The sequence below is a fragment of the Kitasatospora sp. NPDC028055 genome, assembly GCF_040637885.1.
GTDB lineage: Bacteria > Actinomycetota > Actinomycetes > Streptomycetales > Streptomycetaceae > Kitasatospora.
Window position 1 is genome coordinate 572520 of sequence record NZ_JBEZXE010000001.1, and the last position, 26916, is coordinate 599435.

Below are 26916 nucleotides of genomic sequence, written 5' to 3' on the forward strand. Positions count from 1 at the left end.
GGCTACGTAGGGGTGTGCGAATACCTACGCACCCCCATGCCTATCCGTGACCGATTCGCCCACGGCAGCCCGTCCCTACCTTTGTGAGCAGCGGGAACGACCCGCCAACGGCCCACCGGAACACGGGAGATGACCATGACCGAGATCACCACCGCGATCACCACCGCCGCTCTCCAGCAGCTCGCCGAGCGCTACCTGGCGGCCTGGAACGAGACCGACCCGGCCGCCCGCCGCAAGCTGATCGACGAGGTGTGGGCCGAGGACGGCCGCTACACCGACCCGCTGGCCGCCGTGGCCGGCCGGGACGCGATCGACGCGCTGATCGGCGCGGCCCAGGCCCAGTTCCCGGGGCTGGAGTTCACCCTCGGCCCGGTGGACGCCCACCACGACATCGCCCGGTTCACCTGGAACCTCGGCCCGGCCGGCGCCGAACCGGTGGTGATCGGCTTCGACGTGCTGGCGGCCACCCCGGAGGGCCGGATCGGCACCGTGCACGGGTTCCTGGACCGCGTGCCGGGCGCCTGAGTCCGGGGGACGGACGTCCGAGCCGGGCGCGGGCGTCCGGCTCAGACGGACGTACGACTCAGACGGACACCGAGCCAGGCGAATGGCCTGGTAGGACGGACGTACGAGCAAGACGTACGTCCGACCCAGACGGCCGTCCAACTCATACGTACGTCCGTGCCAGACGCCCGTCCGAATGTCCGGCGGACCGGCCCCAGGGGCGCCGCACCCCCACGGCGGCGCCCCGCCCCGCCCCCTGAGCGCGGGGCGCCCGAGAGAGGAGACCCGAGTTGAGCCCCGCGCTGAAAGCCCCCACCGAAGCCCCCGCCGAAGCTCCCATCCCCGCTGCCCCCGCTGCCCCGGCCACCCCGTCAGCCCCGGCGGCACCCGCCCCCCGGGGTCTGCTGCCGGTGATCCTGACCGCCACCTTCATGACCGCCCTCGACACCTTCGTCGTCAACGTCGCGGTCCCCTCCGTCCAGGCCGATCTGGGTGCCGGCCCGGCGGCCGTCCAGTGGGTGGTGGCCGGGTTCGGCCTGGCCCTCGCCGTCGGGCTGGTCACCGCCGGCCGGCTCGGCGACCGGTACGGCCGACGCCGGGTGTTCGCGCTCGGCCTGGCCCTGTTCACCCTCGCCTCGGCGGGCTGCGGCCTCGCCCCCACGGCGGCCGCGCTGGTCGGCGCCCGGGTGGCGCAGGGCCTGGCGGCCGCGCTGATGGGCCCGCAGGTGCTGGCGATCCTGCGGACGGCGTTCAGCGGCGCCGCGCAGGCCCGGGCCTTCGCCCGGTACGGACTGACGATGGGCGTCGGCGCGGTGTTCGGCCAGCTGATCGGCGGGCTGCTGATCCGCGCGGACCTGCTCGGCCTGGGCTGGCGCAGCTGCTTCCTGATCAACCTGCCGATCGGCCTGGCCTCGCTGGCCGCCGTCCGGCGCTGCCTGCCGGAGTCGCGGGCGCCGCAGCGGCCGGGCCTGGACCCGGTCGGGGTGGTGCTGGTGACGGTCGGGCTGACCGCCCTGGTGCTGCCGCTGATCCAGGGGCCCGGCCTCGGCTGGCCGCTGTGGACGGTGCTCTGCCTCGGCGCGGCGGTCGCCGTGCTGGTGGCGTTCGCCGTCCACCAGCACCGCAGTACCGGCCGGGGCACCCCGCTGGTGGACACCCGGCTGTTCCGCGGCCGCGCCTTCGGCACCGGACTGCTCGCCCAGCTGGTCTTCTGGCTCGGCCAGGCCTCGTTCTTCCTGGTGCTCGCCCTGCACCTGCAGCTGGGCCGCGGGCTGGACGCGCTCGGCGCCGGCCTGGTGTTCACCGCGATCGGCCTCGGCTACCTGCTGACCTCGCACTCCACCCACCGGGTCACCTCGCGCCTCGGCGAGCCGCGCACGATCACCGTCGGCGGGCTGCTGATGGCCGTCGGGCTGGTCCTGCTCGCGCTCGCCGCCGAGGCCGGCACGGACGGCAGCGTCTGGTGGCTGGCGCCCGGGCTGTTCGTGGACGGCCTCGGCATGGGCCTGGTGATCGCGCCGGTCACCACCGTCGCCCTGGCGGCCGTGGAGCCGGGGCTGGCCGGTGCGGCGGCCGGGGCGGTGGCCACCGTGCAGCAGGTCGGCGGCGCCGTCGGGGTCGCGCTGATCGGCCTGGTCTACTACGGCGCCGGCGATCCGACCGCGGCCTTCGTCCGCAGCACCGTGGTGCTGGCGGTGCTGGAGCTGGTGCTGGTGGGCCTGGTCCGGCTGGTGCCGCGCCGTCCGTGAACGCCGTACGAGCACGCTGCTGAGGAAGCCGGGCGGGCGGGGCGATCCCCGCCCGCCCGTTCCGTTCCGTCCCCCCGATCGGGTTGGATGGTCGGATGAGCGAGGAGAAGAGCGCGGTACCGGCGTGGGAGCAGCGGTTCAGGGCGGCCCGGGTGTCGCTGCCCGACTGGGCCGAGGAGGCCCCCGACCGGGCGCTGTACGTGTCCAACGCGACCGGCACCTACGAGGTCTACGCCTGGGACCGTGCCACCGGCACCCACCGCCAGGTCACCGACCGGCCGAACGGCACCACCGACGCCGAACTGTCCCCGGACGGCGCCTGGATCTGGTGGTTCGACGACCACGACGGTGACGAGTTCGGCGTCTGGCGCCGCCAGCCCTTCGCGGGCGGCCCGGACGAGGAGGCCGTGCCCGGCCTCGCCGCCTCCTACTCGGCCGGCCTGGCGCTGGGCCGGGACGGCACGGTGGTCGTCGGCCGTTCCACCGACGAGGACGGCACCACCCTGCACCTGCGCCGCCCGGGCGCGGCCGAGCCGGTCGAGATCTACCGGCACGAGGAGTACGGCGGCGTCGGCGACCTCAGCCACGACGCCACCCTGCTGGCCATCGACCACACCGAGCACGGCGACGCGATGCACTCCGCCATCCGGGTGGTCCGGCTCACCGGGGACCGCATCGAGACCGTCGCCGAACTGGACGAGGTCACCGGCCGGGACGAGCCACGCGGCGTCGCCTGCCTGGGCTTCGCCCCGGTCGAGGGCGACACCCGGCTGCTGGTCGCCCACCAGCGCACCGGGCGTTGGGAGCCGATGATCTGGGACGTCGCCACCGGCGCCGAGACCGCCCTCCCGCTCCGCGACGAGCAGGGCCGCGAGCTGCCCGGCGACGTCTCCGCGCAGTGGCGCCCCGGCGCCGGGGCACTGCTGGTCGAGCACGAGTACGAGGCGCGCAGCGAGCTGTTCACGTACGACCTCGCGGACGGCCGGCTGACCCGCCTGGAGACCCCGCGCGGCACGGTCGGCGGCGCCACCGCCCGCCCGGACGGCACCGTCGAGTACCTGTGGTCCTCGGCCGCCGAGCCCTCCGCCGTCCGCTCCACCGCGGGCACGGTCGTGCTGCGGGCGCCCGGCCCGGTGCCGCCCGGCTCCGTCCCGGTCGAGGACGTCTGGGTGGACGGGCCCGGCGGGCGGGTGCACGCCCTGGTGCAGCGCCCGCGGACGGGGGGCCCGGGGCCGTACCCGACGGTCTTCGAGGTCCACGGCGGCCCGACCCACCACGACAGCGACTCCTTCGCGGCCGGGCCGGCCGCCTGGCTGGACCACGGCTTCGCGGTGGTCCGGGTCAACTACCGCGGCTCGACCGGCTACGGCCAGGCCTGGACGGACGCGCTGCACGAGCGGGTCGGCCTGATCGAGCTGGAGGACATCGCGGCGGTCCGGGAGTGGGCCGTCTCCAGCGGCCTCGCCGACCCGCAGCGGTTGGTGCTCACCGGCGGCAGCTGGGGCGGCTACCTCACCCTGCTCGGCCTGGGCGTGCAGCCCGACAGCTGGTCGCTGGGCGTCGCCGCGGTACCGGTCGCGGACTACCACACCGCGTACGCCGACGAGATGGAGGCGCTCAAGTCGCTCGACCGCACCCTCTTCGGCGGCACTCCGGAGGAGGTGCCCGAGCGCTTCACCGCCTCCTCGCCGCTGACCTACGTCGAGCAGGTGCGGGTGCCGGTGTACATCAGCGCCGGGGTCAACGACCCGCGCTGCCCGATCCGGCAGATCGAGAACTACGTCGAGCGGCTGGAGCAGCTCGACAAGCCGCACGAGGTGTACCGCTACGACGCCGGGCACGGCTCGCTGGTGGTGGAGGAGCGGATCCGGCAGCTGCGGCTGGAGATCGACTTCGTCCGGCGGCACCTCGGGATCCCCGACGGCGGGGCCGGAGCAACTGGGTGAGACGTCTGCTGACGGTCGCGGGGGCGGCGGTGGCCGGGGTGCTGGTGCTGAGCGGCTGCTCGGGCTCGCACGGCGACGAGGCGGCCTGCCCGCCCCTGGCCCCTGCCCCGGCTCCGACCCCGGCCACAGCCACGCCGGGGGCGGGCGGGGCGTCGACCGCTCCGGCCACGCCCCCGGCACCCGCCGCCGCGCCCTCGGTGCCCGCGCCCAGCGGCTCGGCGACCCGGGCGAGCGCGCCGGTGGCCGGGTCGACGGTCTTCCGGGCGTCCGACGAACCGGGCGCGGAGGAGGACGTGGCCGAGCGCGGCGGGTCGAGCGGGTCCAACGGGTCGCACGGCTCCAGCGGGTCGCACAGCTCCGGCGGATCGAGCGGCTCCCAGGGCTCGTCCGGTTCGAACGGCACCAGCGGCTCGAAGGGCAACGGGCGCACCACGCACCACCAGATCGACCACTACGGCTCGAACAACGGGTCGGCCGGCCGCGGCCACTGCCACGGCGGGAGCGCGCCGGTGGACGAGGACACCGCGACGCCGTTCGGCAGCGGAGCCAGTGAAGGCAGCGGAGGCAGCTCGTCGACCCCGTCGGGGACCCCGACCGCCCCGGCACCGACCAACCCAGCGGCGCCGACCGCACCACTCAAGCCGACCCCGGCCACCACGCCGGCAACCACCCCGGCCCCCGGCAAGCCGACCCGCTGACCGGGCGGCTCAGTCCAGGACCGGGTCCAGTCCGAGGGCCCGGTCCTGCTCCGCCTCCGCCTCCCGGCGCATCAGGCGGAACCACATGAAGACCACGAACCCGCCGAAGACGAACCACTCCAGCGTGTAGCCCAGGTTCTGGAAGGCCCGCAGGGTGAGCCCGTCCCCGCCCTGCGGCTGCACGGTCGGTACGACGGTCAGCCCGGCGGGCACCTGGTCGGCGGAGACCCAGCCGTCGTACCAGCCGTCGTACGCCAGCACGTTCAGCAGCGAGGCCCGGTTGATCATGCCGAGCTGCCCGGCGGGCAGGCCGCCCGCGACCGCGCCGTTGCTGCCGACCGACTCGTTGGCCTGGAGCCGCCCGGTCACCGTGACCGGTCCGGTGGGGGCCGGCTCGGCCGCGTGGGCGGCGCCGGACGGGTCGGCGGGCGGGTTGCCGGGCGCCCAGCCCCGCACCACGGCGACGGCGTGTCCGTCGGCGGTGCGCAGCGGGGTGAGCACGTAGTAGCCCTGCTTGCCGTCCAACACCCGGTTGGGGACGAGGAGTTGGTGCTCGGTGTCGTACTCCCCGACGACCGTGACGGGCTTGCCGACGGTCTTCGTGGTCACCTGCGGGCTGGCCGGGCCGAGCAGCGCGTCGATCGGGCGGGCTTCACCCGAAGCGGTGAGCGACTGCTTGGTCTCCTGATGGGTCGAGACGCGGTCCTCGAACCGGCCGAGCTGCCAGGAACCCAGCCAGACGCAGACCGCCACGGCCGCCACGGCCAGGGCGGTGCCGCCCAGCCAGCGCGGAGTCAGGAGGAACCGGTACACACCCCCCACGGTAACCACTCCTCACACCGCGCCGGACCACAGGGTCCGCCTCCGCCCGCCGGATCGGCCCCGGGAACGCCACGCCGGCGACAGCCGCGCCGGGCCCGAGTCATACGCCATCGACGGCCGCGCCGGGCCCGAGCCGTACACCGGTGACGGCCGCGCCGAGCCCGAGCCCCACGCCGACGACGCCCGCCCCGGCCCCCGGTCAGCCCGCCGCGGGCGTCCCCGAGGGCCGGGCCGCCGACCCGCCGCCGGACGGCTGGACCCCGCCCCGGTAGAGCGTCCCCCCGCACCCGACCGGCAGCGAGGCCGTGGCGACCGCCGGGCTGCCGGGGGCCGGGGTGTGGGCGATGGTCGCGGTGGCCGGGGCGCCGGTCGGGTTGCCGCTCGGGGTGGCGGTCGGGCTCGGCGCCGCGGTGGGCCCGGAGGTGGCCGAGGGGCTGGCCTGCGGGTTGGAGCTCGGCGCCACCGCGGCGCCGGTGCCGGAGTTCGGGGCCGCGCCGGAGGAGCCGGCGGGGCCCTGGGTGGTCAGGGCCGCCTGGTTGGCGCCGGAGGTCGGTGCGGTGGTGGCGCCGCCGGAGGAGCCGCAGCCCTGGTCCGGGATCCAGGCGAACGGCACCTTGTACCCGGCCTGCGGGGCGAGCAGCGGCGGTTCGGCGTCCATCGCGGGCAGGTTGCCGGCCGGGTCACCGGGGGTGTGGTCGGCGGAGCGGACCCGGGTGCGGTCGGTGCCGTTGACGTCGGTGACGGCCACCGCGCCCGGCCCGCCGAGGCGGCAGCTGCGGCCGGAGACGTTGTACACGGTGAAGGAGCCGTAGATCCGGCCCTGGGTGTCCGCCGGGCCGACCTGGGCGGTGCCCTGGCCGAGGTCGGCACGGGTGCACAGCGGGACGATCCCGCCGTCCCCGGTGCCGGGGGCCCCGGTGGGGGTGGCGGGACCGGTGCGGGTGGCGTCCGCGCCGGGGCTCGGCGAGGCGCTGCCGGAGCCCGTCGGGGAGCTGCTGCCCACCCCGCCGGGGCCGGAGCGCGCGCCCCCGCCGGTGGTGCTGCCGCCGACCGCGCTGCCGGTGGGGGCGGCGAGGGTCGCGCCACCGGTGTTCGCCGAGCCGGGCCCGCCGGACAGGCCGAGGTGGTCGCCCTCGTGCAGGACGGGCAGCGCGATCGCGACCGCCAGGGCCAGCGCCGCCGCGCCCGTCCAGGCCCCGCGCCGGGCGGCCCGCCGCCGGGGTACGGCCTGACGGATCCGCGGCAGGGCGCCGACTCCGGGCTGGATCCGGTCCACCGCGTGGTGCATGAGCTCGCGCAGCGCCCGTTCCTCGGCGGAGAGGTCCGGGAGGTGGTCGTCCCCGGGCCGCTGCCGGGCGCCGTCAGCCATGGCCGGCCTCCATCTGGGTCCGGAGGGCGGCGAGTCCGCGGGAGCCGTACGCCTTCACCGAACCGAGCGAGATGCCCAGGGTCTCGGCCACCTGCGCCTCCGTCATGTCCACGAAGTAACGCAGCACCAGAACCTCCCGCTGACGGCGTTGCAGACCCTTCAGCGCGGCCTTCAGCTGGTCGCGCTCCAAGGCATCGTAGGCACCTTCTTCTGCACTGGCCATGTCAGGCATCGGCTTGGGCAGCAGTCGCAGGCCGAGGATCCGCCGTCGCAGCGTGGAGCGCGACAGGTTGACCACCGTCTGCCGCAGGTAGGCCAGGGTCTTCTCGGGCTCGCGCACCCTGCGCCGGGCGGCGTGCACCCGGATGAAGGCCTCCTGCACGACGTCCTCACAGGTGGAGAGGTCGTCCAGGAGCAGCGCGGCGAGGCGCAGCAGCGAGCGGTAGTGCGCCTGGTAGGTCTCGGTGAGCAGGTCCTCGCTGGTACCCGCGTCGGTACCCGCGCCGGAGTCCGCCGCACCGGGTGCGGCCGCCGTCATCTGGTCGTCTTCCGGCCTACTCGAAGGCCGCGGGGAACGCGCCGGGAAGGCCACCACGGCTCTCGCCCCGATGCCCGCCCTTGCCCCCACCATCGCGTTCGCCACGCCCGTTGGACACTCGATCCCCTGTCATGGTTGCCCAGCCCGGGGGCCATTCTTCCGCATCGGCGGAAGCGGCCTCCAGGGGATTCCCACGGGATTCCGGACAGATTGTGTCGAGGAGCGGACACAGGTCCGGACGTCCTCGGGCACAAGGGGCCCGCAGAACCGGGCTGATGACGGATCCTGAGCCTCCCCCACCGTCAGTCCGGCCCACCGTCAGTCGGGTCCGCCCTCAGCTCGGGCCGCCGTCAGTTCGGCCCGCCCCCAGCCCGGCCCGCCGTCAGTCCGGCGCGACGGTGAGCTCGGCGGCCACCAGCTCGGCGATCTGCACCAGGTTGAGCGCGGCCCCCTTGCGCAGGTTGTCGCCGCACAGGAAGAGGTCGAGCGCGTCCGGCTCGTCCAGCGCCCGGCGCACCCGCCCGACCCACACCGGGTCGGTGCCGACCGCGTCGTTCGGGGTGGGGAACTCCCCGGCCGCCGGGTCGTCGTAGAGGACCACGCCGGGCGTCTCGCGCAGGATGTCCTGGGCGTGCTCCTGGCTGACCTCCCGTTCGAAGCGGGCGTGCACGGCCAGCGCGTGGGTGCGCACCACCGGGATGCGCACGCAGGTCGCGGAGACCTTGAGCGCGGGCAGGCCGAGGACCTTGCGGGCCTCGTCGCGCAGGCCGAGCTCCTGGGCGGACCAGCCGCCGTCCTGGAGGCCGCCGGTCCAGGGCACCGCGTTCAGGGCGAGCGGGGCGGCGAACGGCCCCTCGTCGGCGATCACCGCGCGCAGGTCGCCGGTCTGCCGGCCGACCTCGGTGCCGGCCACCAGGGCGGTCTGCTCGCGCAGCGCCGCGGTGCCGGCCCGGCCCTCGCCGCTGGCGGCCTGGTAGGTGGCCACCACCAGTTGCTCCAGCCCGTACTCGGCGTGCAGCGCGCCGACCGCCGTGACCAGCGCCAGCGTGGGGCCGGCCGGACTGGCCACGATCCCGCGCGGACGGATCCGCAGCGCGGCCGCGTTCACCTCGGGGACGACCAGCGGCACGTCCCCGACGGTGCGGAAGGCGGCCGAGTCGTCGACCACCACGACGCCCTTGGCCGCCGCGATCGGCGCCCACTGGGCGGAGACCTCGTCGGGGACGGCGAACACGGCGACGTCGATCCCGGCGAAGGCCTCCTCGGTCAGCGGGACCACCTCGACCGGCACCCCGCGTACGACCGGCGTACGGCCGGCCGAGCGCGGGGAGGCGACGAGTCGGACCTCGCCCCAGACGTCCTGACGGAGCGAGAGCAGGCCGAGCAGCACCTCGCCGACCGCGCCGGTGGCGCCGACGACGGCGAGGTTGGGCCGCCGGGTCACCGCCCGGTGCCCCCGCCCGGCTCCCGGGTCATCGACCGGTGCCGCCGTAGACGACGGCCTCGTCGCTCTCGCTGTCCAGCCCGAAGGCGCTGTGCACGGCGCGGACCGCCTCCGGCACGTCGTCGGCGCGGGTGACCACCGAGATGCGGATCTCCGAGGTGGAGATCAGCTCGATGTTCACGCCCGCGGCGGAGAGCGCCTCGAAGAAGGTCGCGGTGACGCCCGGGTTGGAGCGCATGCCGGCGCCGACCAGCGAGATCTTGCCGATCGCGTCGTCGTAGCGCAGCGACTCGTAGCCGATGCCCTCCTTGACCCGGCCGAGCGCGTCGATGGCCTTCTGGCCCTCGGTCTTCGGCAGGGTGAAGGAGATGTCGGTCAGGCCGGTCGACGCGGCGGAGACGTTCTGCACCACCATGTCGATGTTGACCTCGGCGTCGGCGATGGCGCGGAAGATGCGCGCCGCCTCGCCCGGCTTGTCGGGCACGCCGACGACCGTGACCTTGGCTTCGGAGGTGTCGTGGGCGACTCCGGAGATGATGGCCTGCTCCATCTCGCCCCCTTCGGGCTTGTTCGGGTTGTCGTTGCTGACGATCGTCCCGGGAAGACCCGAGAAGGACGAGCGTACGTGAATCGGGATGTTGTAGCGCCGCGCGTACTCGACACAGCGGTCGAGCAGCACCTTGGAGCCGGACGAGGCCAGCTCCAGCATGTCCTCGTACGCGATCCAGTCGATCTTGCGCGCCTTCTTCACCACGCGCGGGTCGGCGGTGAACACGCCGTCCACGTCGGTGTAGATCTCGCAGACCTCGGCCTTGAGCGCGGCGGCCAGCGCGACGGCGGTGGTGTCCGAGCCGCCACGGCCCAGCGTGGTGATGTCCTTGCTGCTCTGGGACACGCCCTGGAAGCCGGCCACGATCGCGATGTTGCCCTCGTCCAGGGCGGTGCGGATGCGACCCGGCGTCACGTCGATGATGCGCGCCTTGTTGTGGACGGAGTCCGTGATGACACCGGCCTGACTCCCCGTGAAGGACTGGGCCTCGTGCCCCAGGGATTTGATCGCCATGGCCAGCAGCGCCATGGAGATGCGCTCTCCAGCGGTCAGCAGCATGTCGAACTCACGGCCGGCAGGAAGCGGTGACACCTGCTCCGCGAGTTCGATGAGCTCGTCCGTCGTGTCGCCCATCGCGGACACCACGACGACGACCTCATGGCCGGCCTTCTTGGCGTCAACGATTCGGCGGGCAACGCGCTTGATGCCTTCGGCATCCGCAACGGATGAGCCGCCGTACTTCTGCACGACAAGGCCCACGTGCGCTCCTCGACTAGTGTCGTTTTCCGGGGGCGCCAGGCCCCCGTACCCCCCGGGGGAAAGGGGGGTGCGGTCCGCGCCAGTCTAGCGAGCAGGGGTGCCCTGACCGGCGCTTTCCATATGATGAGACGGCTGTTTCAGCACGTGGGCGGCGGTACGGGCGGTGCCACCGGCAGGTCTGCGGGGCACCGGGCGCCGTTCCGAAGAATCCTCGGACGAATACCGGGTGCCCCGGCCGGATTTCTTTTCCGGGGGGATTGCTGAGGCATTCGTCACAATCACGGATGGCCCGCCGCGACCCCCGGTTACGGCCCGGGTGGGCGGCTCGGGTGGGCGACTCTGGTGCGCGGCTCTGGTGAGCCGCCCGGCCGGTGGCCGACCGCCCGGGACCGCCTACCGGCCGGGACCGCCTACCGGCCGAGGCCGAGCTCGGCCGCCATCAGGTCGCCCGCCTGCTGCTCCAGCTGCTCGTCGGTCAGCCCGTCGTCGTCGGTGTCCGCGCCGTCCGGCGCCGCACCGATCGGGCTGTCCAGCCGGACGTGGGCGATCAGCGACTGCAGCGCCCGCAGGACCGCCGTGCAGGTCGTGCCCCAGTTGGAGAGGTACGAGAACTGCCACCACCACAGCGCCTCGCTGACCCGGCCCTCGCGGTAGTGGGTCAGGCCGTGCTGGAGCTCGCTGACCACGCCGGCCAGGTCGTCCGAGATCCGGAAGGCGTTCGGCTTCTCCGGCGGACCGTACGGGTCGAAGACCTCGTGGTAGACGTCGATCGGCGCGAGCAGCGCGGCGAGGCGCTCGCGCAGCTGCTCGCCGTCCGGCTCCGGCCCGGCGTCGGGCTCGAAGCGGTCCTCGGGGACGACGTCCTCGATCGCGCCCAGCCGGCCGCCGGCCAGCAGCAGCTGTGAGACCTCCAGGAGCAGCAGCGAGACCGCGCTGCCCGGTTCGTCGCCCTTGGCGACCTCGGTGACGGCGAGCACGAAGCTCTCCACCGAGTCGGCGATCTGCACGGCGAAGTCGTCCGGCTCGGAGCCGTGGCCGTGGATGTGCGGGGCGGGCGCCCCGGCCTCCGGCTGCGGGGAGCCGTGGGGCTGCTGGTTGATCGTCCGGTCAGACATCGAGCAGTCGTCTCCCTTCGAAGGCGCGACCGAGGGTGACCTCGTCCGCGTACTCCAGGTCCCCGCCGACGGGCAGTCCGCTCGCCAGCCGGGTCACCTTCAAGCCCATCGGCTTGCAGAGCCGGGCCAGATAGGTGGCGGTCGCCTCCCCCTCCAGGTTGGGGTCGGTGGCCAGGATCAGCTCGGTGACCGTGCCGTCCGCGAGGCGCGCGAGCAGCTCGCGGATGCGCAGGTCGTCCGGGCCGACGCCCTCGATGGGGCTGATCGCGCCGCCCAGCACGTGGTAGCGGCCGCGGAACTCACGGGTGCGCTCGATGGCGACGACGTCCTTGGGCTCCTCGACCACGCAGATGACGCCGAGGTCGCGCCGCGGGTCCAGGCAGACCCGGCACTGCTCGGCCTCCGCGACGTTGCCGCAGACCGCGCAGAAGCGGACCTTGTCCTTGACCTCCAGCAGCGCGTGCGCGAGGCGGCGCACGTCGACCGGGTCGGCCTGCAGCACGTGGAAGGCGATCCGCTGGGCGCTCTTGGGCCCGACGCCGGGCAGCCTGCCCAGTTCGTCGATCAGGTCCTGAACCACGCCCTCGTACAACGTCGCGCCTTCCCTCGGATGGTCCGGTGGTGCTCCTGGTCGGAGGTGCCCCGGTGCCATCATCCAACGAATCGGGCGCCGGACACACCGCCCGACGCCCGACTCCCACAGAAATCACATGGGTCCACCGTCTGAACTCCAGACCGTCGACCCCCGTGGCGGGGTCCCTGCCTGGGGTTTCCCTAGAACGGCAGACCGGGGATGCCGCCGCCGCCCAGGCCCTGGGTCAGCGGGCCCATCCGCTCGGCCTGCATCTTCTGGGCCGCCTGGTTGGCGTCCCGCACGGCCGCCAGGACCAGGTCGGCCAGGGTCTCGGTGTCCTCCGGGTCCACGGCGGCCGGGGCGATGGTCAGCGCCACCAGCTCGCCCGAACCCGTCACCGTGGCCTCGACCAGGCCGCCGCCCGCCGTACCGTTCACCTTCGCCTCGGCCAGCTCCTGCTGGGCCTTCGCGAGCTCCTCCTGCATCTTCTGCGCCTGCTTGAGCAGCTGCTGCATGTTGGGCTGACCACCACCGGGGAACACGGCTCACTCCTTGCTGTCACACGGTTCGTCGTTCGTCACGGTCGAGCCTACGGGCCCGGGGCGGCCGCTGTGGCCCCGCTCCCGGGGAGTGCTCAGTTGCCGCGGTGGTGGATCTCCTCCAGCACCGTGGCCCCCAGCTCGCGGATGATCAGCTCCTGGCCGGAGAACGTCTCCTCGTTGAGGTCCGGGTCGTCCTCCTCCGGGATGTCGTCCTCCGGCCGCACCGACTGCACCGGGCGGGCCGGGGACGCCACCGGCGGCGGGGCCTGCACCGGCGCGGGCGCCTGCACCTGCGGCCGGGGCGGTGCCTGCACCGGGGCCGGGGCCTGCGCCTGCGGCGGGGCCTGCACGGGGGCGGGAGCGGCCACCGGCGGGGCGGCCGCCGGACGGGCCGGGGCCCCCCAGCCGCCGCCGGCCGGGGCCGGGGCCGCCGGCGGCGCGCCCGCGCCACCGGACGGGTCGACGATGCACTCGATCCGCCAGTCCACGCCCAGCGCGTCCGACAGCGCCTGGCGCAGCACGTCGTCACTGTTGCTGCCGACGAAGCTGTCCCGGGCACCGGCGTTGATGAACGAGACCTGGAGCACACTGCCGTCGAACCCGGCCACCTGGCCGTTCTGGCTGAGCAGGATCCAGGTGAAGCGGCGGCGGTTCTTCACCGCCTCCAGGATCTGCGGCCACAGCTGGCGGACCTGCGCGGCACCCTGCTGCGCGGCCGCGGACGGCTGACCGCCGGGCGCGGGGGCGGGGGCCGGCTGGGCCGGGGGCGGGGTCGGCGCGGGCTGCGGGACGGCCTGCGGCTGCGGCGCGGGGGTGGCAGGGGTGGCGGGAGCAGCGGCGGGGGCCGGTGCGCCGCCGGCGGGCGGGAAGCTGCGCGCGATCGGCCAGGCGCCCGGGGCGGGCCCGGCCGGGGCCGGGGGCTGCACGGGGGCGGGGGCCGGGGCCGCCGCGACGGGCGCGGAGGCCTCGACCGGCGGGGTCGCCTGCGGGGCCACCTGCGGGGCCACCGGAGCGGCCACGGGCGCCGGTGCCGGCGCCATCCCGGCCATCGGTGCCATCGGCGCCATCCCGGCCTGCGGCGCGAAACCGCCCGCCGCGGCCCGGCGCTCCAGCTTGTCCAGCCGCGCCTGCAACGACAGCTCGTCGCTGTACGCGCCCGGCAGCATCACCCGGGCGCAGATCAGCTCCAGCTGGAGCCGGGGCGCCGCATTGCCGCGCATCTCGGTCAGCCCGGTGTTGACGATGTCCGCGGCCCGGCTCAGCTCGGCCGCGCCGAAGGCGTCCGCCTGCGCCTGCATCACCGCGACCCGGTCCGCCGGGGCGTCGATCAGCCCCTTCTCCCCGGCCTCCGGCACGGTGGCGAGGATCACCAGGTCGCGCAGCCGCTCCAGCAGGTCGGTGACGAAGCGGCGCGGGTCGTGCCCGCCCTCGACCACCCGGTCGATCACCTGGAACACCGTCGCGCCGTCCTGCGCCGCGAAGGCGTCCACCACCTCGTCCAGCAGCGCCGAGTCGGTGTACCCGAGCAGCGCCGTCGCCATCTGGTAGGTCACGCCGCCCTCGGCGGCACCGGCCAGCAGCTGGTCCATCACCGACATCGAGTCCCGGACCGAGCCCGCGCCGGACCGTACGACCAGCGGGAACACCGAGTCCTCGACCTGGATGCCCTCTCGGCCGCAGACGTCCGCCAAGTAGTCGCGCAGGGTGCCGGGCGGGACCAGCCGGAACGGGTAGTGGTGGGTGCGGGACCGGATCGTCCCGATCACCTTCTCCGGCTCGGTGGTCGCGAAGATGAACTTGAGGTGCTCCGGCGGCTCCTCGACCACCTTGAGCAGCGCGTTGAACCCGGCCGAGGTCACCATGTGCGCCTCGTCCAGGATGAAGATCTTGTACCGGCTGTGCACCGGCGCGAAGAAGGCCCGCTCGCGCAGCTCACGCGCGTCGTCCACACCACCGTGCGAGGCGGCGTCGATCTCGATCACGTCGATGGAGCCGGGCCCGCCGGTCGCGAGGTCCCGACAGGACTGGCACTCCCCGCAGGGCGTCGGCGTCGGCCCCTGTTCGCAGTTCAGGCAACGGGCCAGGATGCGCGCGCTCGTCGTCTTGCCACAGCCGCGCGGCCCGCTGAACAGGTACGCGTGGTTGACCCTGTTGTTACGCAGGGCCTGCTGGAGCGGAGCGGTCACGTGCTCCTGCCCGATGACCTCCGCGAAGGTCTCGGGGCGGTAGCGGCGGTACAGGGCTAGGGACACACCACCGACGATATCGGGACGGACGGACAAACGCGTCGCCCCTTCACCCCGGCCCCACTCTCCCCACGGCCCGCACGCCCCCGGGAACGCAAAGACCCCTCGTGCACCCGCCAGAGCCCTCCTACCCTTGCTGCCTTCCGGCCCTGGGGGGGTTCAGAGAGATAACGCCACACGAGGGGCTGACCCCCACACTACCGGATCCCAGGCCCGACGATCCACAGGCCACCCCCACCCCTCGGCCTGCGGGATAGCTGGTCGCGAGCACCCCGAAACATGTACTAAGCTCTCCCACGGAGGATTCGCCTAGAGGCCTAGGGCGCACGCTTGGAAAGCGTGTTGGGGGCAACCCCTCACGAGTTCGAATCTCGTATCCTCCGCCTCCGCCCGCCAGGGCAGACGAGGGCCCGAACCGGTTTGCCGGTTCGGGCCCTCTGCACGTTCGGTGGCGATGCCCGCCGAGACCGTGCACGCCCGGTTCAGCCGCTGGGCCACTGTGGAGCAGGTGGATGCCGATAGCTGCGGGTGCCCGGCCGGGACACCCGCCGCGCGGTCAGATCAGCGCGCGGGCCCGGCGCTCCCAGTCCGCGATCCGGGTCATCGCGCCACTGACCTGCTTGACCGCGGCCGAGATGTCCCGGCCGGGCACCCGCAGCTCCCGGCTCATCTTCGCCATCCACCGCATGCCGACCTCGATCTCGCCGAGCACGCCGAGCACCTCGTGGGTGGACTCGGCGATGCTGAGCATCTGCTCCAGGAAGCCGGTCGGCGAACCGGTGCGCTGCTCGGGTGGCATCGCCGCCATGACGTCGAACGCTGTCTGCGCCGCCGCATCCATCTCCACCATCTGCCCGGCGAAACGGGTACACGCCTCCCGGAGACCGGAGGCCGGCTCGGCCATCACCTTCCCCAGTTCGGTCATCGCCGGCAGCCACGCGCTCATCGGTGCCCCGGGCTGGGAGGCCCGCTCCATCAGGGGACCGATCTGCAGGACGGATTCGGTGATCGCCGCCATGAACCCGGCAATCGCCTCCGTGGTCTCGACCATCGCCTCCATCTGCTCCTCCACCCGCGCGAACCGGTCGAACAGCCCGGGGGCCTCCGGGTCGTCCGGCTCCGCCTCGACCACAGCCGACACCGGCGCCGCTGGGAGCCCGAACAGGATCCGGGCCGGGGTCAGCGGCTCGAACCGGTTGTCCAGGGCGCCCTTCAGCGCGGTCTCCAGGTCTCGCCGCGCCCTGACCAGCCCGCTCCGGCTGCGCTTGAACATGATCGTCCGGATCAGCGAGAGGTCGAACGGCAGCTGCCCGTGCTCGCCGATGTGGATGATGGGCTTGCCGGTCAGGTGCCTGATCCCGAGCTCATAGGTGACATTGGCGTTGCCCCCGGTGAGGTCGGCGATCACGATGTCGTCCTGCAGCACGTGGCGGCAGATCTGCTCGGTGATCTCGCCCGAGTCTGCTATCCCGTCCGCCCTGACTGGGACGATGCCGTGCCTGGCGCAGGCGGGCAGGATCACCTTCTCGTAGATCTCCAGGTTCTCCTCGAACGCCAGGAGTTCCGGACTCCCGTCCGGGGCGTGCTCGTTGCCGATGGGCGCGATGACGAAGCAGGTCGTCATCGGCGCCTCCTCGGGCTCCGGACCGGCGACGGCCACGATGCTCATGCGTAGTCCTCCGTTTCGAACCCCAGTGCACGATCGCGCTGTTCCGCGAAGTCGGCGCCGGCTCGCAGATCGGCCGGGTAGACGGGGCGCTCCTCGATCCCGAGCGCCCGAAGCAGCTCGGCGGTGGGGATCCGGTACTGCCACCCGAGGCGCAGGACCGGGCAAGGGAAATCGCCCTGGTGGATGAGCTTGTAGGCGGTGGCGGGGCAGAGCCCGAGCGCGCGGGCGGCAGTGCGCAGGTCGACGGCCAGCGGCAGGTCGAACGCTTCGCCGAACGACAGCCAGGTGCCGGAGCGAGGGGTCATCGCCGTCCTCCGACCGGACGCAGCGACAGGGTGCCGATTCGGCTGCCCTCGCTCGGGCGCCGCGCCCGGTGCACGATCTCTTCGAGGCCCAAGTGGCCTACCAGCTCGCCCAGTCGGAAGCTCTCAAGCCGCTCCGGCGCGACACTGAACCGCACCGTCGCCGACAGGCCATCGGACCGGACAGGCGGCGACACGCGCAGCTCCCAGCCGTCCTGCCAGTCGCTGACCGGCGACTCCGCAGGCGCCTCCACGGCGAGATGAGCGGCGGCCAGCGCCGCGATGTCTGCCACCGGTCGCTCCCGGATTCGGGCCCGGGCAAACGCCCAGACCCGGTTGACAGAGGGGCGTAGCAGTGCGCGGCCCGCCTCCTGGGTCTGCGGGTCCAGGTCCGCGAGTGCTGCCAACAGGGCGAGCAGCGACTCGGATTCGAGCTCCCGCCGGTCGATCGGCCACCGGATCGCTATCCGGTAGAGGGTGCGCCGCATCGCGGGCAGGGCCAGCCAGAGCACCAGCAGCCGGTCAGGTCCGGCCGCGCCGCTGTCGCGCTGCGCCGCGCCGACGGCCTCGCGCCAGATCTCCTCGCGGAGCCGCAGGTCCGCCGACCTGCCATACAGCGCCCGCCGGGCCTCCACGGCGGAGAGCCGGGCCGGGCCGTCGGCCGCGGTGATCGGGAAGGGCAGGTCGGCGGGCCGGAACCGGTGCTCCAGCGCGTCGAATACCCGGTTGTAGGGGATCAGTCCCATGGTGAGCCTCCCGAGTCGTCGGTGTCGTCACGCAGGTCGTCCACGATGCGCGAGCAGGCCCGGATGATCCGGTGCAACTCCTCGCGCAGCGTCTCGTAGGGGACCGGCGAGAAGCCGGCCGTGCGCCGCCTCGCGCTCGCGGCAGAATGGTGGTCGCAGGCGGCGGCGTAGTAGTGCACGTCGCCGGTCCGGCCCTGGACGGAGAGGCCCCGGGTGCCCTGCTGGCGGTTGCCGGCTCGGCAGAAGGTGCAGCCTCCGGCGGGCGGGTCGTCGCTCATCGGCCAGCCCCGTCGGGCACCGCCCCTTGGACGACAGACCCGTGGATCACGCCCTGGATGGCGGTGCCGTGAACGCCATGCTGCACGAAGCTCGGCTGCTCCCGCTCCGCTGCTCGGGCCGGGGGCCTCGGCCCGTCCTCCGGCGTACCCGGCCATGGCTCCCGCACGTCCTGCGGGTCCACACCGGGCAACCGGACCCAGCCGTACCCGGCGAACCCCTTCTGCTGCACGTGGATTCGGCGGTACTGATCCGGGTCGAGTCCGTGGAACCGCGAGCGCACCACGTCCTGGTAGAGCCGGTCGGAGATCACCACGGCCAGGTTCGCCGCCCCTTCGGCCGCCAGGAGTTGCTTCACCTCGGGTGCGTTCAGGTAGCGGGCCACCGCGATCGGGGCGGGGCCGGAGAAGCCCAGGGCGGCGGTGGCGGCCACGCCGGTATCGATGGCAAGCCGAAGCCGCATCCGCTCGGCGGGCCGGCGGGTCGCGTTGTACGCGCCGAGCTCGGCCGCCAGGTGGGTGACGTACTCGCCCAGCACCAGCGGCTCGGGAGTACGGGGCGGAAGAACTGCGAACTCCAGGTCGCCCTGCGGCTGGGTGGACCACTTGCGATGGTCCAGCCCACTGCGTTCGGCTGCCACCCGAAGTACTCGGGCGAGTTGGGCCTGTGCGGCCCACTGGTCCTGTGTGTCGAAGCGGCTGTACTGCTCTATGTCCGCCGCCAGGCAAAGGCGGCGGATGACGTCCGGCCGGGGCTTGTCCCAGGGCCGGACGATCGGGTGCGGCGTCATGTGAACCATCACCTGCTCGATGAGAGCGGACAGTTGGCTGTGCTGGATGCCAACTGTGCGGCCGGCGAACCAGCATCTCCGAGCGAGCCGCACAAGTGCGGGTTCTCAGGTCCTGTCAGCGGCCGATCGGCGGCAGGTGTCCGATCTCCCGGAGGCGGTCCAGCTTTTTCACCGCTTTCTGGCGGTAGCCGGTCGTGATGATCCCCTCGTCACGGAAACCCTCCAGCGCCTTCTCCACCGCCCTCTGCTTCGATCCGATGAACGCCGCGAGTTCGGCCTGGGTAAGGTCGACGCAGATCAGGGTGTGCGAGCCGACGGGGCGGCCGTAGTCCTCGGCAAGTTTGGCGAGCACCCGGGCCAGCCGTACTCGAACCGGGAACTCACCGAACTCGATACGCCAGGAATTCGCGGTGCGCAGGCGACGGTTGCCGAGCCGCACGATTTGAATGGCGGCCTCCGGGCGCTTATCGAGGAAGCTCCGCATCGCTCGGCCTTGGACCACGTGTGCGTCGATGTCGTCGCACGCTGTCACCGTGGCCGACCTGGGCACGTCGTCGAGCACCGCCATCTCCCCGACCACGTCGCCGCCGACCCGGATGGCGAGCAGGGCTTCACGCCCGTTGGCGAGCCTTCCGGTGACCTTCACGCAGCCGCTCTTCAGAAGCACCAGGTAGTCGCCCGGAGCCCCTTCTACCAGGATCTTCTCCCCTGGCGAATACTGCTGCGGGGAACCGATACTCAGCAGTTCCTCCCGGACCGGCCCCGACAGGCTGCCGAGGAAGCGGGCGGGCCGCCGCTCGCCAATATCATCGATTCCGCGCCGTGCTGTCCCCTGGGACGCGCGCTCCATATCCCACCTCGTGGTCGATCCCGAGTGCCTTCCCGATCACCGAATCAGGCCCGGATTCGAGCGGAAAGAGCGTGCGAGGAGTATCTGGTGTGGTGCGTATGCACGGGGCGCGCGTCGGCTCTGGGCGGTCAGTCCGTACAAGTTCGGCCAGGCTCCCCACCACACTGATCGCCCGAAACCGCGTCCCGCGCGTCAAGCCCGCCCCCGACGGCTACCTCATCGCCGCCGCACGCCTCGGTCTCCCCTCGACCACGTGCCTCGCCTACGAGACCGCCGACGAAGGCACCACCGCGGCCCGCGTCGCCGGAATCGACGTCGTCGGCATCCGCACCCTGCCGGAGCCAGCTTCGAAAACCTCTCGCCGACCAGCGATACCGCTCCAGTAGCGGCGAACCTTGGTCTCGTTTCCGGTCTCATTCGTCCCCGTCCAATGGGGTTCAGCGGACGCTCAGAGAATCCCTACACCGCAGGTCAGAACGGGTGTGAACCCAGCTGAACGGAGCCGAGGAGAATTGGAAAGCGTGTTGGGGGCAACCCCTCACGAGTTCGAATCTCGTATCCTCCGCACTCGCCCGCCAGGGCAGACGAGGGCCCCGACCGCTCAGCGGTCGGGGCCTTCGTCGTTCCGTGGTTGCAGGTGTTCCTTCTCCGATGGATTCGGACCCCGCCGATGGCATCGAACACCACAGTCTTGATCAGTGGGAACATCGGGCGCTCCCCCGGGAGAGCGCCCGGCCTGGCTCAGAGCCAGCCGCGCTGGGCCGCCTTGAGGCCCGCCTCGAACCGGCTGGTGGCGTCCAGGCGCTCCATGAGGGCGGCCATCTGGCGGCGCACGGTCCGCAAGGAGACCCCGAGACGCTTGCCGGCGGCCTCGTCGGTCAGGCCGGTGGCGAGGAGCTTCAGCAGCTCCTTCTCGGTGGGATTCAGGCCGGTGTCCGTCTCGCGCTGGCGGTCCGCCCCGAGCGGGACGGCGGTGTCCCAGGCCTGTTGGAACAGGGCGAGCAGCGCGGCCACGATCCCCTCCTCCCGCGTGCAGAGCGCCCCACGGCGGGTGTCCGTGGGGTCGATCGGCAGCACGGCGACCTGCCGGTCGAACACCAGCATGCGAGGCGGCAGGACCGGGGCGGTACGCACCTGTCCGCCGGCATCGGTCATCCACTGCGCGTACGCGAGGGTGGCCGGGTCGTTGCGCACGCTGTCCTGGTAGAGCGTCATCAGGGCGACACCGCGTCCCAGCGCCTCCGCGTCGAGCGGCCTGGACGCGTCGAGGCTCTCCTGGGACCGGCCGCCTCCGGGCATCACCGCCAGGCATTCACCCTGCAGCTCCTTGGCCAGCACCCTCAGCTTCGCCTGGATCGCCTCCATCCCGACCAGGCGCTCCGAGCCACCGACGACGGCGACTCCCGGTCGCAGTTGGGCGCACTCGGCCACCGCACGGACCATCGCCGTCTTCTGCGTTGCCAGTTCGTGGTGGCGGCGGGCGAGCTCCTCCTCCTGCCGAAGGAGCATCAGTTCCAGTGCGACCGGGGGCTCGACCACGCGCAGCCCGGTCGGATGGAAGGGGGAGTCCCGCGCGATCGTGAGATCAGCGAGTTCGTCGAGCGCCTCGCGCACCGTGCTCTCCGGCAGGGCCAGCTGCGCGCACAGCTCCGCGACCCCGACTTCGGGGTCGGTGAGCATCCCTCGGTAGACAGCCTCGACGGTCCGGTCCAGCCCCAGCATTTCCAGCATGAAAGCGCCCCCCCAGCTAGCCACTGAAAGATCGTTCCCCAGCTTCGCGGGCGACCTTTCCAGCAAGGTACAGCAGCGGCAACCAAGTCCGGCCACGCGGACCCCGGAGGCCGGAGGCACCAAGGTGACAGGCCCATTGGCTCCTTGGCGCCAGGCCGAACCCATTCCACTGGGCCTCTCCGGGCAGCAAGATATTGATCACCGGCACAGCGGCGAGAACGAAACCCGCTCGCCAGGACCGCTCCGAGGCCTCCCGCCTCCCCACACACTTCACCGACAGGGGTACCGCCATGCCTAACGCCGCCCGCCTGCTCAAGGTCTCCGCCATCACCGCCGCGCTGTTCCTCGGCACCGCACCGGCCGCGCTGACGACGGCGGCCGGGGCGCAGACCACGGTGGCAAGCGTCACGGTGGCGAGCGTCACGGCGGCAAGCACCACGGCGGCGAGCGTCACGGCGAGTTCCATCGGCTGGGACGTCACCCCGGCCGGCTCGGCCCTCAGCGGCGGCCCGCAGGCCGACAGCATCGGTTGGGACTGACCTGCCGTGCACATCGTCCACCTGACCCTGCACCAGGTGGTGAGCACGGGCTCCGAGGAAGCCGACGCGCACACCGTGCACGATGCCCTGTGGGCGCACGCCCAGTCGCGCCACGGCCTGGAACACGTCCGCGCCCGTGCCGGTCCGCACGGCATCGACCTCGTCCTGTTCCTCCGGGCCGGCAGCCGGAGTGAGGCAGCGGCACATGCGTGCGAGCTGCTCGGCTTCGCCACCAGGTCAAAGATCTTTTCCCGGTACGTCATACCGCTGCTCGGGCGGTAAGGCTCCGCCCTCCCGCAGAGCCCTCCCGCAGAGCCCTCCCGCAGAGCTCTCCCCCCGCAGACTCACCGCACCCTGGCACGGCCTCCGCCGCGCCACACCTCATCGAAGGACTTATGTCATGACCATGACCATGCCCACCACCCGTCGCCTCAAGCAGACCGGTCTGGCCGCGCCGCCGCCACCGCAGTGACCGGCCTGACGGTTGCCCCGGCCCACGCGAGCACGACGTCCTCGATCGCCGCCACCGCGACCGCAGAGGTCGGCAACGGGCCCTGCGCCCACGGCGGTTACTCGTCCGGGCTGAACAGCCAGAGCACCAGCTGCGACGGCTCCGGCGGCCAGTCCCAGGCCTGGTGCGCGGACTTCGTCGGCTGGGTGTGGTCCCAGTACGACGTCGCCCACCTCTCCGCGATCGACAACAGCGCGGCCAGCGTCTACGACTACGGCAAGACCTACGGCACCCTGCACAGCACCCCGCAGGTGGGCGACGCCGTCGTCTACAACTACAACGCCTCCAGCGACTACGCCGACCACGTGGCGCTGGTCACCGCGGTGAGTGGCGACTCCATCACCGTGGTCGGTGGCAACGAGGGCCACTCGAGCGGCCACTCCCAGGGCATCGTGCAGCAGGAGAGCACCTCCCACTACGCGGTGGGCGACGCGCCCTGGAACCAGACCATCAGCGGGTACATCAGCCCGGTCGTGAAGCCCTCGGTCACCTTGAACTACTCGCAGACGATCGCCGGGGACTACAACGGCGACAAGGTCTCCGACCTGTTCGCCAAGGACTCCGCAGGCAACCTGTCCGTCTGGACGGGCAACAAGGGCGCGGGCTTCAGCACGAAGAAGCAGCTCACCAGCGGCTGGAACTTCACCCAGACCGCCACCGCGGACTTCACCGGCGACGGCATGGCCGACCTGGTCGCCCGGGACTCCTCCGGCAACCTCTACCTCTGGAGCGGCAACGCCGGCGGCACGTTCAGCACCAAGAAGCTGCTGACCAGCGGCTGGAACTACACCCAGACCGTGGCCGGCGACTTCCGGGGCACCGGACACGCCGACCTCATCGCCCAGGACGCCTCCGGCAACCTCTACCTGTGGCCCGGCAACGGCGACGGCACCTTCGGCGCCAAGAAGCTGCTGACCGGCGGCTGGAACTACACCCAGACCACGGCCGCCGACTTCACCGGCGACGGCATAGCCGACCTGGTCGCCCGGGACTCCTCCGGCAACCTCTACCTCTGGAGCGGCAACGCCGGCGGCACGTTCAGCACCAAGAAGCTGCTGACCAGCGGCTGGGACTTCACCCAGACCACCGCGGGTGACTTCACCGGCAGCGGCCACGCCGACCTGATCGCCCGCGACGACACCACCGGCACCCTCTACCGCTGGGCCGGCAACGGCAGCGGCGGCTTCGCGGCCAAGGTCCAGGTCACCACCGGCTGGTAGCACCTGCCCCGCCGCTCACTCCGGTGTCCCGCACTGACGCCCCGTGCGGGACACCGGCTGCCCGACTCCCCCTCACGCCCTCACCACGATCGGAAGTCCCATGCGCCTCACCAACCGTAAGAACCGTCACGCCCTGGCCCTGGCCGCCGCCGCCTGCACCGCCCTGGTCGCCTCGCTGGCCGGCGCCGGCAGCGCCGCCGCCGCCTCCGTCAGCACCTGGGAGAAGGTCGCCCAGTGCGAGAGCAGCGGTGACTGGAGCATCAACACCGGCAACGGCTACTACGGCGGCCTGCAGTTCGACCTCAGCACCTGGAACGCCTACGGGGGCCAGCAGTACGCCGCCTATCCCCACCAGGCCACCGAGAACCAGCAGATCATGATCGCCGAAAAGGTCCTGGCCGCACAGGGCCCCGCCGCATGGCCGCAGTGCGGCGCCTCGAACGGCCTCGGCACGGACAAGCAGAGCCCGTTCCCGTCGACGACGCTGAACTACTCCTCGACAACAGCCGGGGACTACAACGGCGACAAGGTCTCCGACCTGTTCGCCAAGGACTCCGCAGGCAACCTCTTCGTCTGGACGGGCAACAAGGGCGCGGGCTTCAGCACCAAGAAGCAGCTCACCAGCGGCTGGAACTACACCCAGACCGCCACCGCCGACTTCACCGGCGACGGACTCACCGACCTCGTCGCCAACGACGCCTCCGGCAACCTCTACCTCTGGACCGGCAACGCCGGCGGCACGTTCAGCACCAAGAAGCTGCTGACCGGCGGCTGGAACTACACCCAGATGGTGGCCGGCAACTTCCGGGGCACCGGACACGCCGACCTCATCGCCCGGGACTCCACCGGCAACCTCTACCAGTGGCCCGGCAACGGCGACGGCACCTTCGGCGCCAAGAAGCTCCTGACCAGCGGCTGGAACTACACCCAGACCACCGCCGCCGACTTCACCGGCGACGGCATAGCCGACCTGGTCGCCAAGGACTCCGCCGGCAACCTCTACCTCTGGACCGGCAACGCCGGCGGCACGTTCAGCGCACCCGTCAAGCTCACCGACGGCTGGAGCTACAGCCAGACCACTGCAGGTGACTTCACCGGCAGCGGCCACGCCGACCTCGTCGCCCGCGACGACACCACCGGCACCCTCTACCGCTGGGCCGGCAACGGCACCGGCCACTTCGCCGCCCCCGTCGCCCTCACCACCGGCTGGTAGTCGCCCTCACCACCGGCCGGCAGGCGCGGCACGACCCGGACCAGCACGCCCGGCACCAGGACCAACACCAGGCCCAGCAACGGGCCCAACAGCAGGCCCAGCAGCGGGCCCAGCACGAAGGAGTCAGGCCGATGAAACGCGGCAGCAGAGCCACGCAGAAACGTCCACGCACCGCGGTAGGTCGAGCAGCAGCAGTGGCCACGGCGCTGTGCTGTGGACTCGTCACGGCCCCTCTCGCGGCCGCTGCCCCGGCACTCGCCGACACCACCGGCTGCGCGGCCTACCCGACGCCGCTGGCGGCCACCAGCCGCCCCAGCCCGGCGACTTCGCCGTGGACGGGCAGCTGGGGCACCGCCCTGAGCAACGCCGGACCGGCCGCGCAGTCCGGCGTTTCAGGCCAGCAGACCCTGCGGATGGTCGTGCACAGCAGCATCGCGGGCAACAGCGCCCGGATCCACCTGGCGAACACCTTCAGCTCGGCTCCGGTCACCATCGGCCACGCGACGATCGCCGTCCAGGGCTCGGGCGCGACCCCGGCGGCCACGCCCGTCACGTTGACCTTCGGCGGCGGCCAACAGACCGTCATCCCGGCGGGTGGTGACGTCTACAGCGACCAGGCCGCTTTCCCGGTCACCGCCGACGAGAACCTCCTGGTCAGTATCTACCTGCCGGATCCGGTCAGTTCTGCGCCCTACCACCCGGACGCCCTCACCACCTCGTACACCAGCGCACCCGGCGACAGCACCGACCACGCCGCAGGGGCCGGCAGCACCGGCTTCACCACCTCCTACTACCACTGGGCCTACCTGAGCGGACTCGACGTCACGGCAGGCGGCGGCGGAACGGTCGTGGCCATCGGGGACTCGCAGACCGACGAAGGCCACACCACGGCCGACACCAACCGCCGCTGGGTCGACGACTACGGCAGGGCACTCCAGGCCCAGCCGAACCCGATGGGCGTGGTCAACGAGGGGCTCTCGGGCAACCGCCTGCTCACCGATGCGCCCGGGCAGAAGCCCGGCTACGGGGCCAGCGCCCTCACCCGGTTCGACCGCGACGTACTGGCCCAGCCCAACGCCCGCTCCGTGATCCTCTACGAGGGCATCAACGACATATCGCTCGACGGCGCGACGGACGCCGCCCTGGAAGCCGGGATCCAGCAACTGTCCGCCCGGGCACACGCCAAGGGCCTCAGCTTCAGCGTCGCCACCATCCCGCCCTTCGAGGGCAACAGCATGTACTCGGCGGCCAAGGACAACGTCCGGCAGTGCGTCAACGCCTACATCCGCAGCACCTCCGACATCGACCACTACCTCGACTTCGACCAGGCCACCCGCGATCCGCTGGCACCCGGCCGCCTCTTCGCCGGGTACTACAACCGGGGTGACGACCAGCTGCATCTCAACGACAACGGCAACCAGGTCCTGGCGAACACCATCGCCGCCCCGCCGGCGGCGTCCTCCGTCCCCCTGAACTTCTCGCAGCAGGTGGCCGGCGACTTCCGGGGCACCGGACATACCGACCTCATCGCCCGGGACACCTCCGGCAACCTCTACCGCTGGCCCGGCAACGGCGATGGCACCTTCGGCAGCCGCATCCTGCTCACCGGCGGCTGGAACTTCACCCAGACCACCGCCGCCGACCTCACCGGCGACGGCATAGCCGACCTGGTCGCCAAGGACTCCGCCGGCAACCTCTACCTCTGGACCGGCAACGCGGGCGGTACCTTCAGCACCAAGAAGCTGCTGACCAGCGGCTGGAACTACACCCAGACCACCGCCGCCGACCTCACCGGTACAGGCCGCGCCGACCTGATCGCGGCCGACTCCAACGGCAACCTCTACCGCTGGCCCGGCAACGGCGACGGCACCTTCGGCAGCCGCATCCTGCTCACCGGCGGCTGGAACTTCACCCAGACCACCGCCGCCGACTTCCGCGGCACGGGCCACGCCGACCTCATCGCCCGCGACGACTCCACCGGCACGCTCTACCGCTGGCCCGGCAACGGCGACGGCACCTTCGGCGCGAGGACGGCGGTCACCGCCGGCTGGGCCCCGTTCTCCCAGACCACCGCCGGCAGGTTCCGTGGCACCGGCGCCGCCGACCTCATCGCCCGCAACGACAGCACAGGCGATCTCGACGAGTGGGACAACGTCGGCAACGCCTCCTTCACCCGCCCGCTACGACTCACCGGCGGCTGGTAGGCAGCCTCCC

The 26916-nt window shown here is 72.6% G+C and carries 25 protein-coding genes, 1 tRNA gene and 1 other RNA gene; 10 read left to right on the top strand and 17 right to left on the bottom strand.

Features of this window, described 5'->3' with window-relative positions; all coding sequences use genetic code 11:
* The first annotated feature begins 135 nt into the window (after positions 1 to 135).
* From AB0F71_RS02820 to AB0F71_RS02835, 4 genes are all read left to right on the top strand, one after another.
* Positions 136 to 525 (top strand): nuclear transport factor 2 family protein, encoded by a 390-nt coding sequence (locus AB0F71_RS02820; protein WP_360227065.1) that lies wholly within the window; start codon positions 136 to 138, stop codon positions 523 to 525.
* A gap of 269 nt (positions 526 to 794) precedes the next feature.
* Complete coding sequence (locus AB0F71_RS02825; protein ID WP_360227068.1) at positions 795 to 2252, top strand: MFS transporter; 1458 nt, start codon at positions 795 to 797, stop codon at positions 2250 to 2252.
* Positions 2253 to 2347: 95 nt separating this feature from the next.
* Complete coding sequence (locus AB0F71_RS02830; RefSeq protein ID WP_360227071.1) at positions 2348 to 4198, top strand: prolyl oligopeptidase family serine peptidase; 1851 nt, start codon at positions 2348 to 2350, stop codon at positions 4196 to 4198.
* Positions 4195 to 4896 (top strand): hypothetical protein, encoded by a 702-nt coding sequence (locus tag AB0F71_RS02835; protein ID WP_360227074.1) that lies wholly within the window; start codon positions 4195 to 4197, stop codon positions 4894 to 4896. The genes AB0F71_RS02830 and AB0F71_RS02835 overlap by 4 nt, the downstream gene beginning before the upstream one ends.
* A 9-nt stretch (positions 4897 to 4905) precedes the next feature.
* On the opposite strand, the gene AB0F71_RS02840 is transcribed toward AB0F71_RS02835, so the two are convergent.
* From AB0F71_RS02840 to ffs, 10 genes are all read right to left on the bottom strand, one after another.
* The gene (locus tag AB0F71_RS02840) at positions 4906 to 5709 is read right to left on the bottom strand and encodes an SURF1 family protein (protein WP_360227077.1); all 804 of its coding nucleotides are present in this window, start codon (positions 5707 to 5709) and stop codon (positions 4906 to 4908) included.
* 208 nt (positions 5710 to 5917) lie between these two features.
* Positions 5918 to 7087: a hypothetical protein gene (locus AB0F71_RS02845; protein ID WP_360227080.1), complete on the bottom strand. Its 1170-nt coding sequence runs from the start codon at positions 7085 to 7087 to the stop codon at positions 5918 to 5920.
* Positions 7080 to 7625, bottom strand: coding sequence for a SigE family RNA polymerase sigma factor (locus tag AB0F71_RS02850; protein ID WP_254802531.1), 546 nt, complete (start codon positions 7623 to 7625; stop codon positions 7080 to 7082). The genes AB0F71_RS02845 and AB0F71_RS02850 overlap by 8 nt, the downstream gene beginning before the upstream one ends.
* Positions 7626 to 8007: 382 nt before the next feature.
* A complete protein-coding gene (locus AB0F71_RS02855; protein WP_360227084.1) occupies positions 8008 to 9069 on the bottom strand; it encodes an aspartate-semialdehyde dehydrogenase in 1062 nt (353 codons plus the stop codon).
* 28 nt (positions 9070 to 9097) lie between these two features.
* Entirely contained in the window at positions 9098 to 10378 is a 1281-nt protein-coding gene (locus AB0F71_RS02860) for an aspartate kinase (RefSeq protein WP_030288196.1), read from the bottom strand.
* Between the two features lie 410 nt (positions 10379 to 10788).
* Positions 10789 to 11493: a DUF5063 domain-containing protein gene (locus AB0F71_RS02865; protein ID WP_360227087.1), complete on the bottom strand. Its 705-nt coding sequence runs from the start codon at positions 11491 to 11493 to the stop codon at positions 10789 to 10791.
* Entirely contained in the window at positions 11486 to 12085 is a 600-nt protein-coding gene (recR, locus tag AB0F71_RS02870; protein ID WP_344345751.1) for a recombination mediator RecR, read from the bottom strand. Before recR ends, AB0F71_RS02865 begins: the two co-directional genes overlap by 8 nt.
* A gap of 182 nt (positions 12086 to 12267) precedes the next feature.
* Entirely contained in the window at positions 12268 to 12609 is a 342-nt protein-coding gene (locus AB0F71_RS02875) for a YbaB/EbfC family nucleoid-associated protein (protein ID WP_360227091.1), read from the bottom strand.
* 92 nt (positions 12610 to 12701) lie between these two features.
* Positions 12702 to 14861, bottom strand: coding sequence for a DNA polymerase III subunit gamma and tau (locus tag AB0F71_RS02880; protein WP_360227094.1), 2160 nt, complete (start codon positions 14859 to 14861; stop codon positions 12702 to 12704).
* A gap of 90 nt (positions 14862 to 14951) precedes the next feature.
* Positions 14952 to 15042: signal recognition particle sRNA small type (gene ffs, locus AB0F71_RS02885), an RNA gene on the bottom strand.
* A gap of 111 nt (positions 15043 to 15153) precedes the next feature.
* Here ffs and AB0F71_RS02890 point away from each other — a divergent pair.
* Positions 15154 to 15238 (top strand) — tRNA-Ser (locus AB0F71_RS02890).
* Positions 15239 to 15411: 173 nt separating this feature from the next.
* On the opposite strand, the gene AB0F71_RS02895 is transcribed toward AB0F71_RS02890, so the two are convergent.
* The 7 genes from AB0F71_RS02895 to AB0F71_RS02925 all read right to left on the bottom strand — a co-directional run bounded on the left by AB0F71_RS02895 (position 15412) and on the right by AB0F71_RS02925 (position 21219).
* On the bottom strand, positions 15412 to 16524 hold the full coding sequence (locus AB0F71_RS02895; protein WP_360227097.1) for a hypothetical protein: 1113 nt from the start codon (positions 16522 to 16524) through the stop codon (positions 15412 to 15414).
* Positions 16521 to 16829, bottom strand: coding sequence for a helix-turn-helix domain-containing protein (locus AB0F71_RS02900; protein ID WP_360227100.1), 309 nt, complete (start codon positions 16827 to 16829; stop codon positions 16521 to 16523). Before AB0F71_RS02900 ends, AB0F71_RS02895 begins: the two co-directional genes overlap by 4 nt.
* A complete protein-coding gene (locus AB0F71_RS02905) occupies positions 16826 to 17572 on the bottom strand; it encodes a hypothetical protein (protein ID WP_360227103.1) in 747 nt (248 codons plus the stop codon). Before AB0F71_RS02905 ends, AB0F71_RS02900 begins: the two co-directional genes overlap by 4 nt.
* Positions 17563 to 17850: a hypothetical protein gene (locus tag AB0F71_RS02910; RefSeq protein WP_360227106.1), complete on the bottom strand. Its 288-nt coding sequence runs from the start codon at positions 17848 to 17850 to the stop codon at positions 17563 to 17565. Before AB0F71_RS02910 ends, AB0F71_RS02905 begins: the two co-directional genes overlap by 10 nt.
* Entirely contained in the window at positions 17847 to 18638 is a 792-nt protein-coding gene (locus AB0F71_RS02915) for a hypothetical protein (RefSeq protein ID WP_360227109.1), read from the bottom strand. The genes AB0F71_RS02910 and AB0F71_RS02915 overlap by 4 nt, the downstream gene beginning before the upstream one ends.
* A gap of 115 nt (positions 18639 to 18753) precedes the next feature.
* A complete protein-coding gene (locus AB0F71_RS02920; protein ID WP_360227112.1) occupies positions 18754 to 19488 on the bottom strand; it encodes a Crp/Fnr family transcriptional regulator in 735 nt (244 codons plus the stop codon).
* A gap of 741 nt (positions 19489 to 20229) precedes the next feature.
* Positions 20230 to 21219, bottom strand: coding sequence for a helix-turn-helix transcriptional regulator (locus tag AB0F71_RS02925; RefSeq protein WP_360227115.1), 990 nt, complete (start codon positions 21217 to 21219; stop codon positions 20230 to 20232).
* A gap of 290 nt (positions 21220 to 21509) precedes the next feature.
* Between AB0F71_RS02925 and AB0F71_RS02930 the strand changes: the two genes are divergently transcribed.
* From AB0F71_RS02930 to AB0F71_RS02950, 5 genes are all read left to right on the top strand, one after another.
* Positions 21510 to 21758: a hypothetical protein gene (locus AB0F71_RS02930; RefSeq protein ID WP_360227118.1), complete on the top strand. Its 249-nt coding sequence runs from the start codon at positions 21510 to 21512 to the stop codon at positions 21756 to 21758.
* A gap of 6 nt (positions 21759 to 21764) precedes the next feature.
* Complete coding sequence (locus tag AB0F71_RS02935) at positions 21765 to 22040, top strand: hypothetical protein (protein WP_360227121.1); 276 nt, start codon at positions 21765 to 21767, stop codon at positions 22038 to 22040.
* A 186-nt stretch (positions 22041 to 22226) separates the two neighbouring features.
* Positions 22227 to 23489, top strand: coding sequence for an FG-GAP-like repeat-containing protein (locus AB0F71_RS02940; protein ID WP_360227124.1), 1263 nt, complete (start codon positions 22227 to 22229; stop codon positions 23487 to 23489).
* A gap of 100 nt (positions 23490 to 23589) precedes the next feature.
* Entirely contained in the window at positions 23590 to 24702 is a 1113-nt protein-coding gene (locus AB0F71_RS02945) for a transglycosylase family protein (RefSeq protein WP_360227127.1), read from the top strand.
* 194 nt (positions 24703 to 24896) lie between these two features.
* A complete protein-coding gene (locus AB0F71_RS02950) occupies positions 24897 to 26906 on the top strand; it encodes an FG-GAP-like repeat-containing protein (protein ID WP_360227130.1) in 2010 nt (669 codons plus the stop codon).
* The last annotated feature ends 10 nt before the right edge of the window (positions 26907 to 26916 follow it).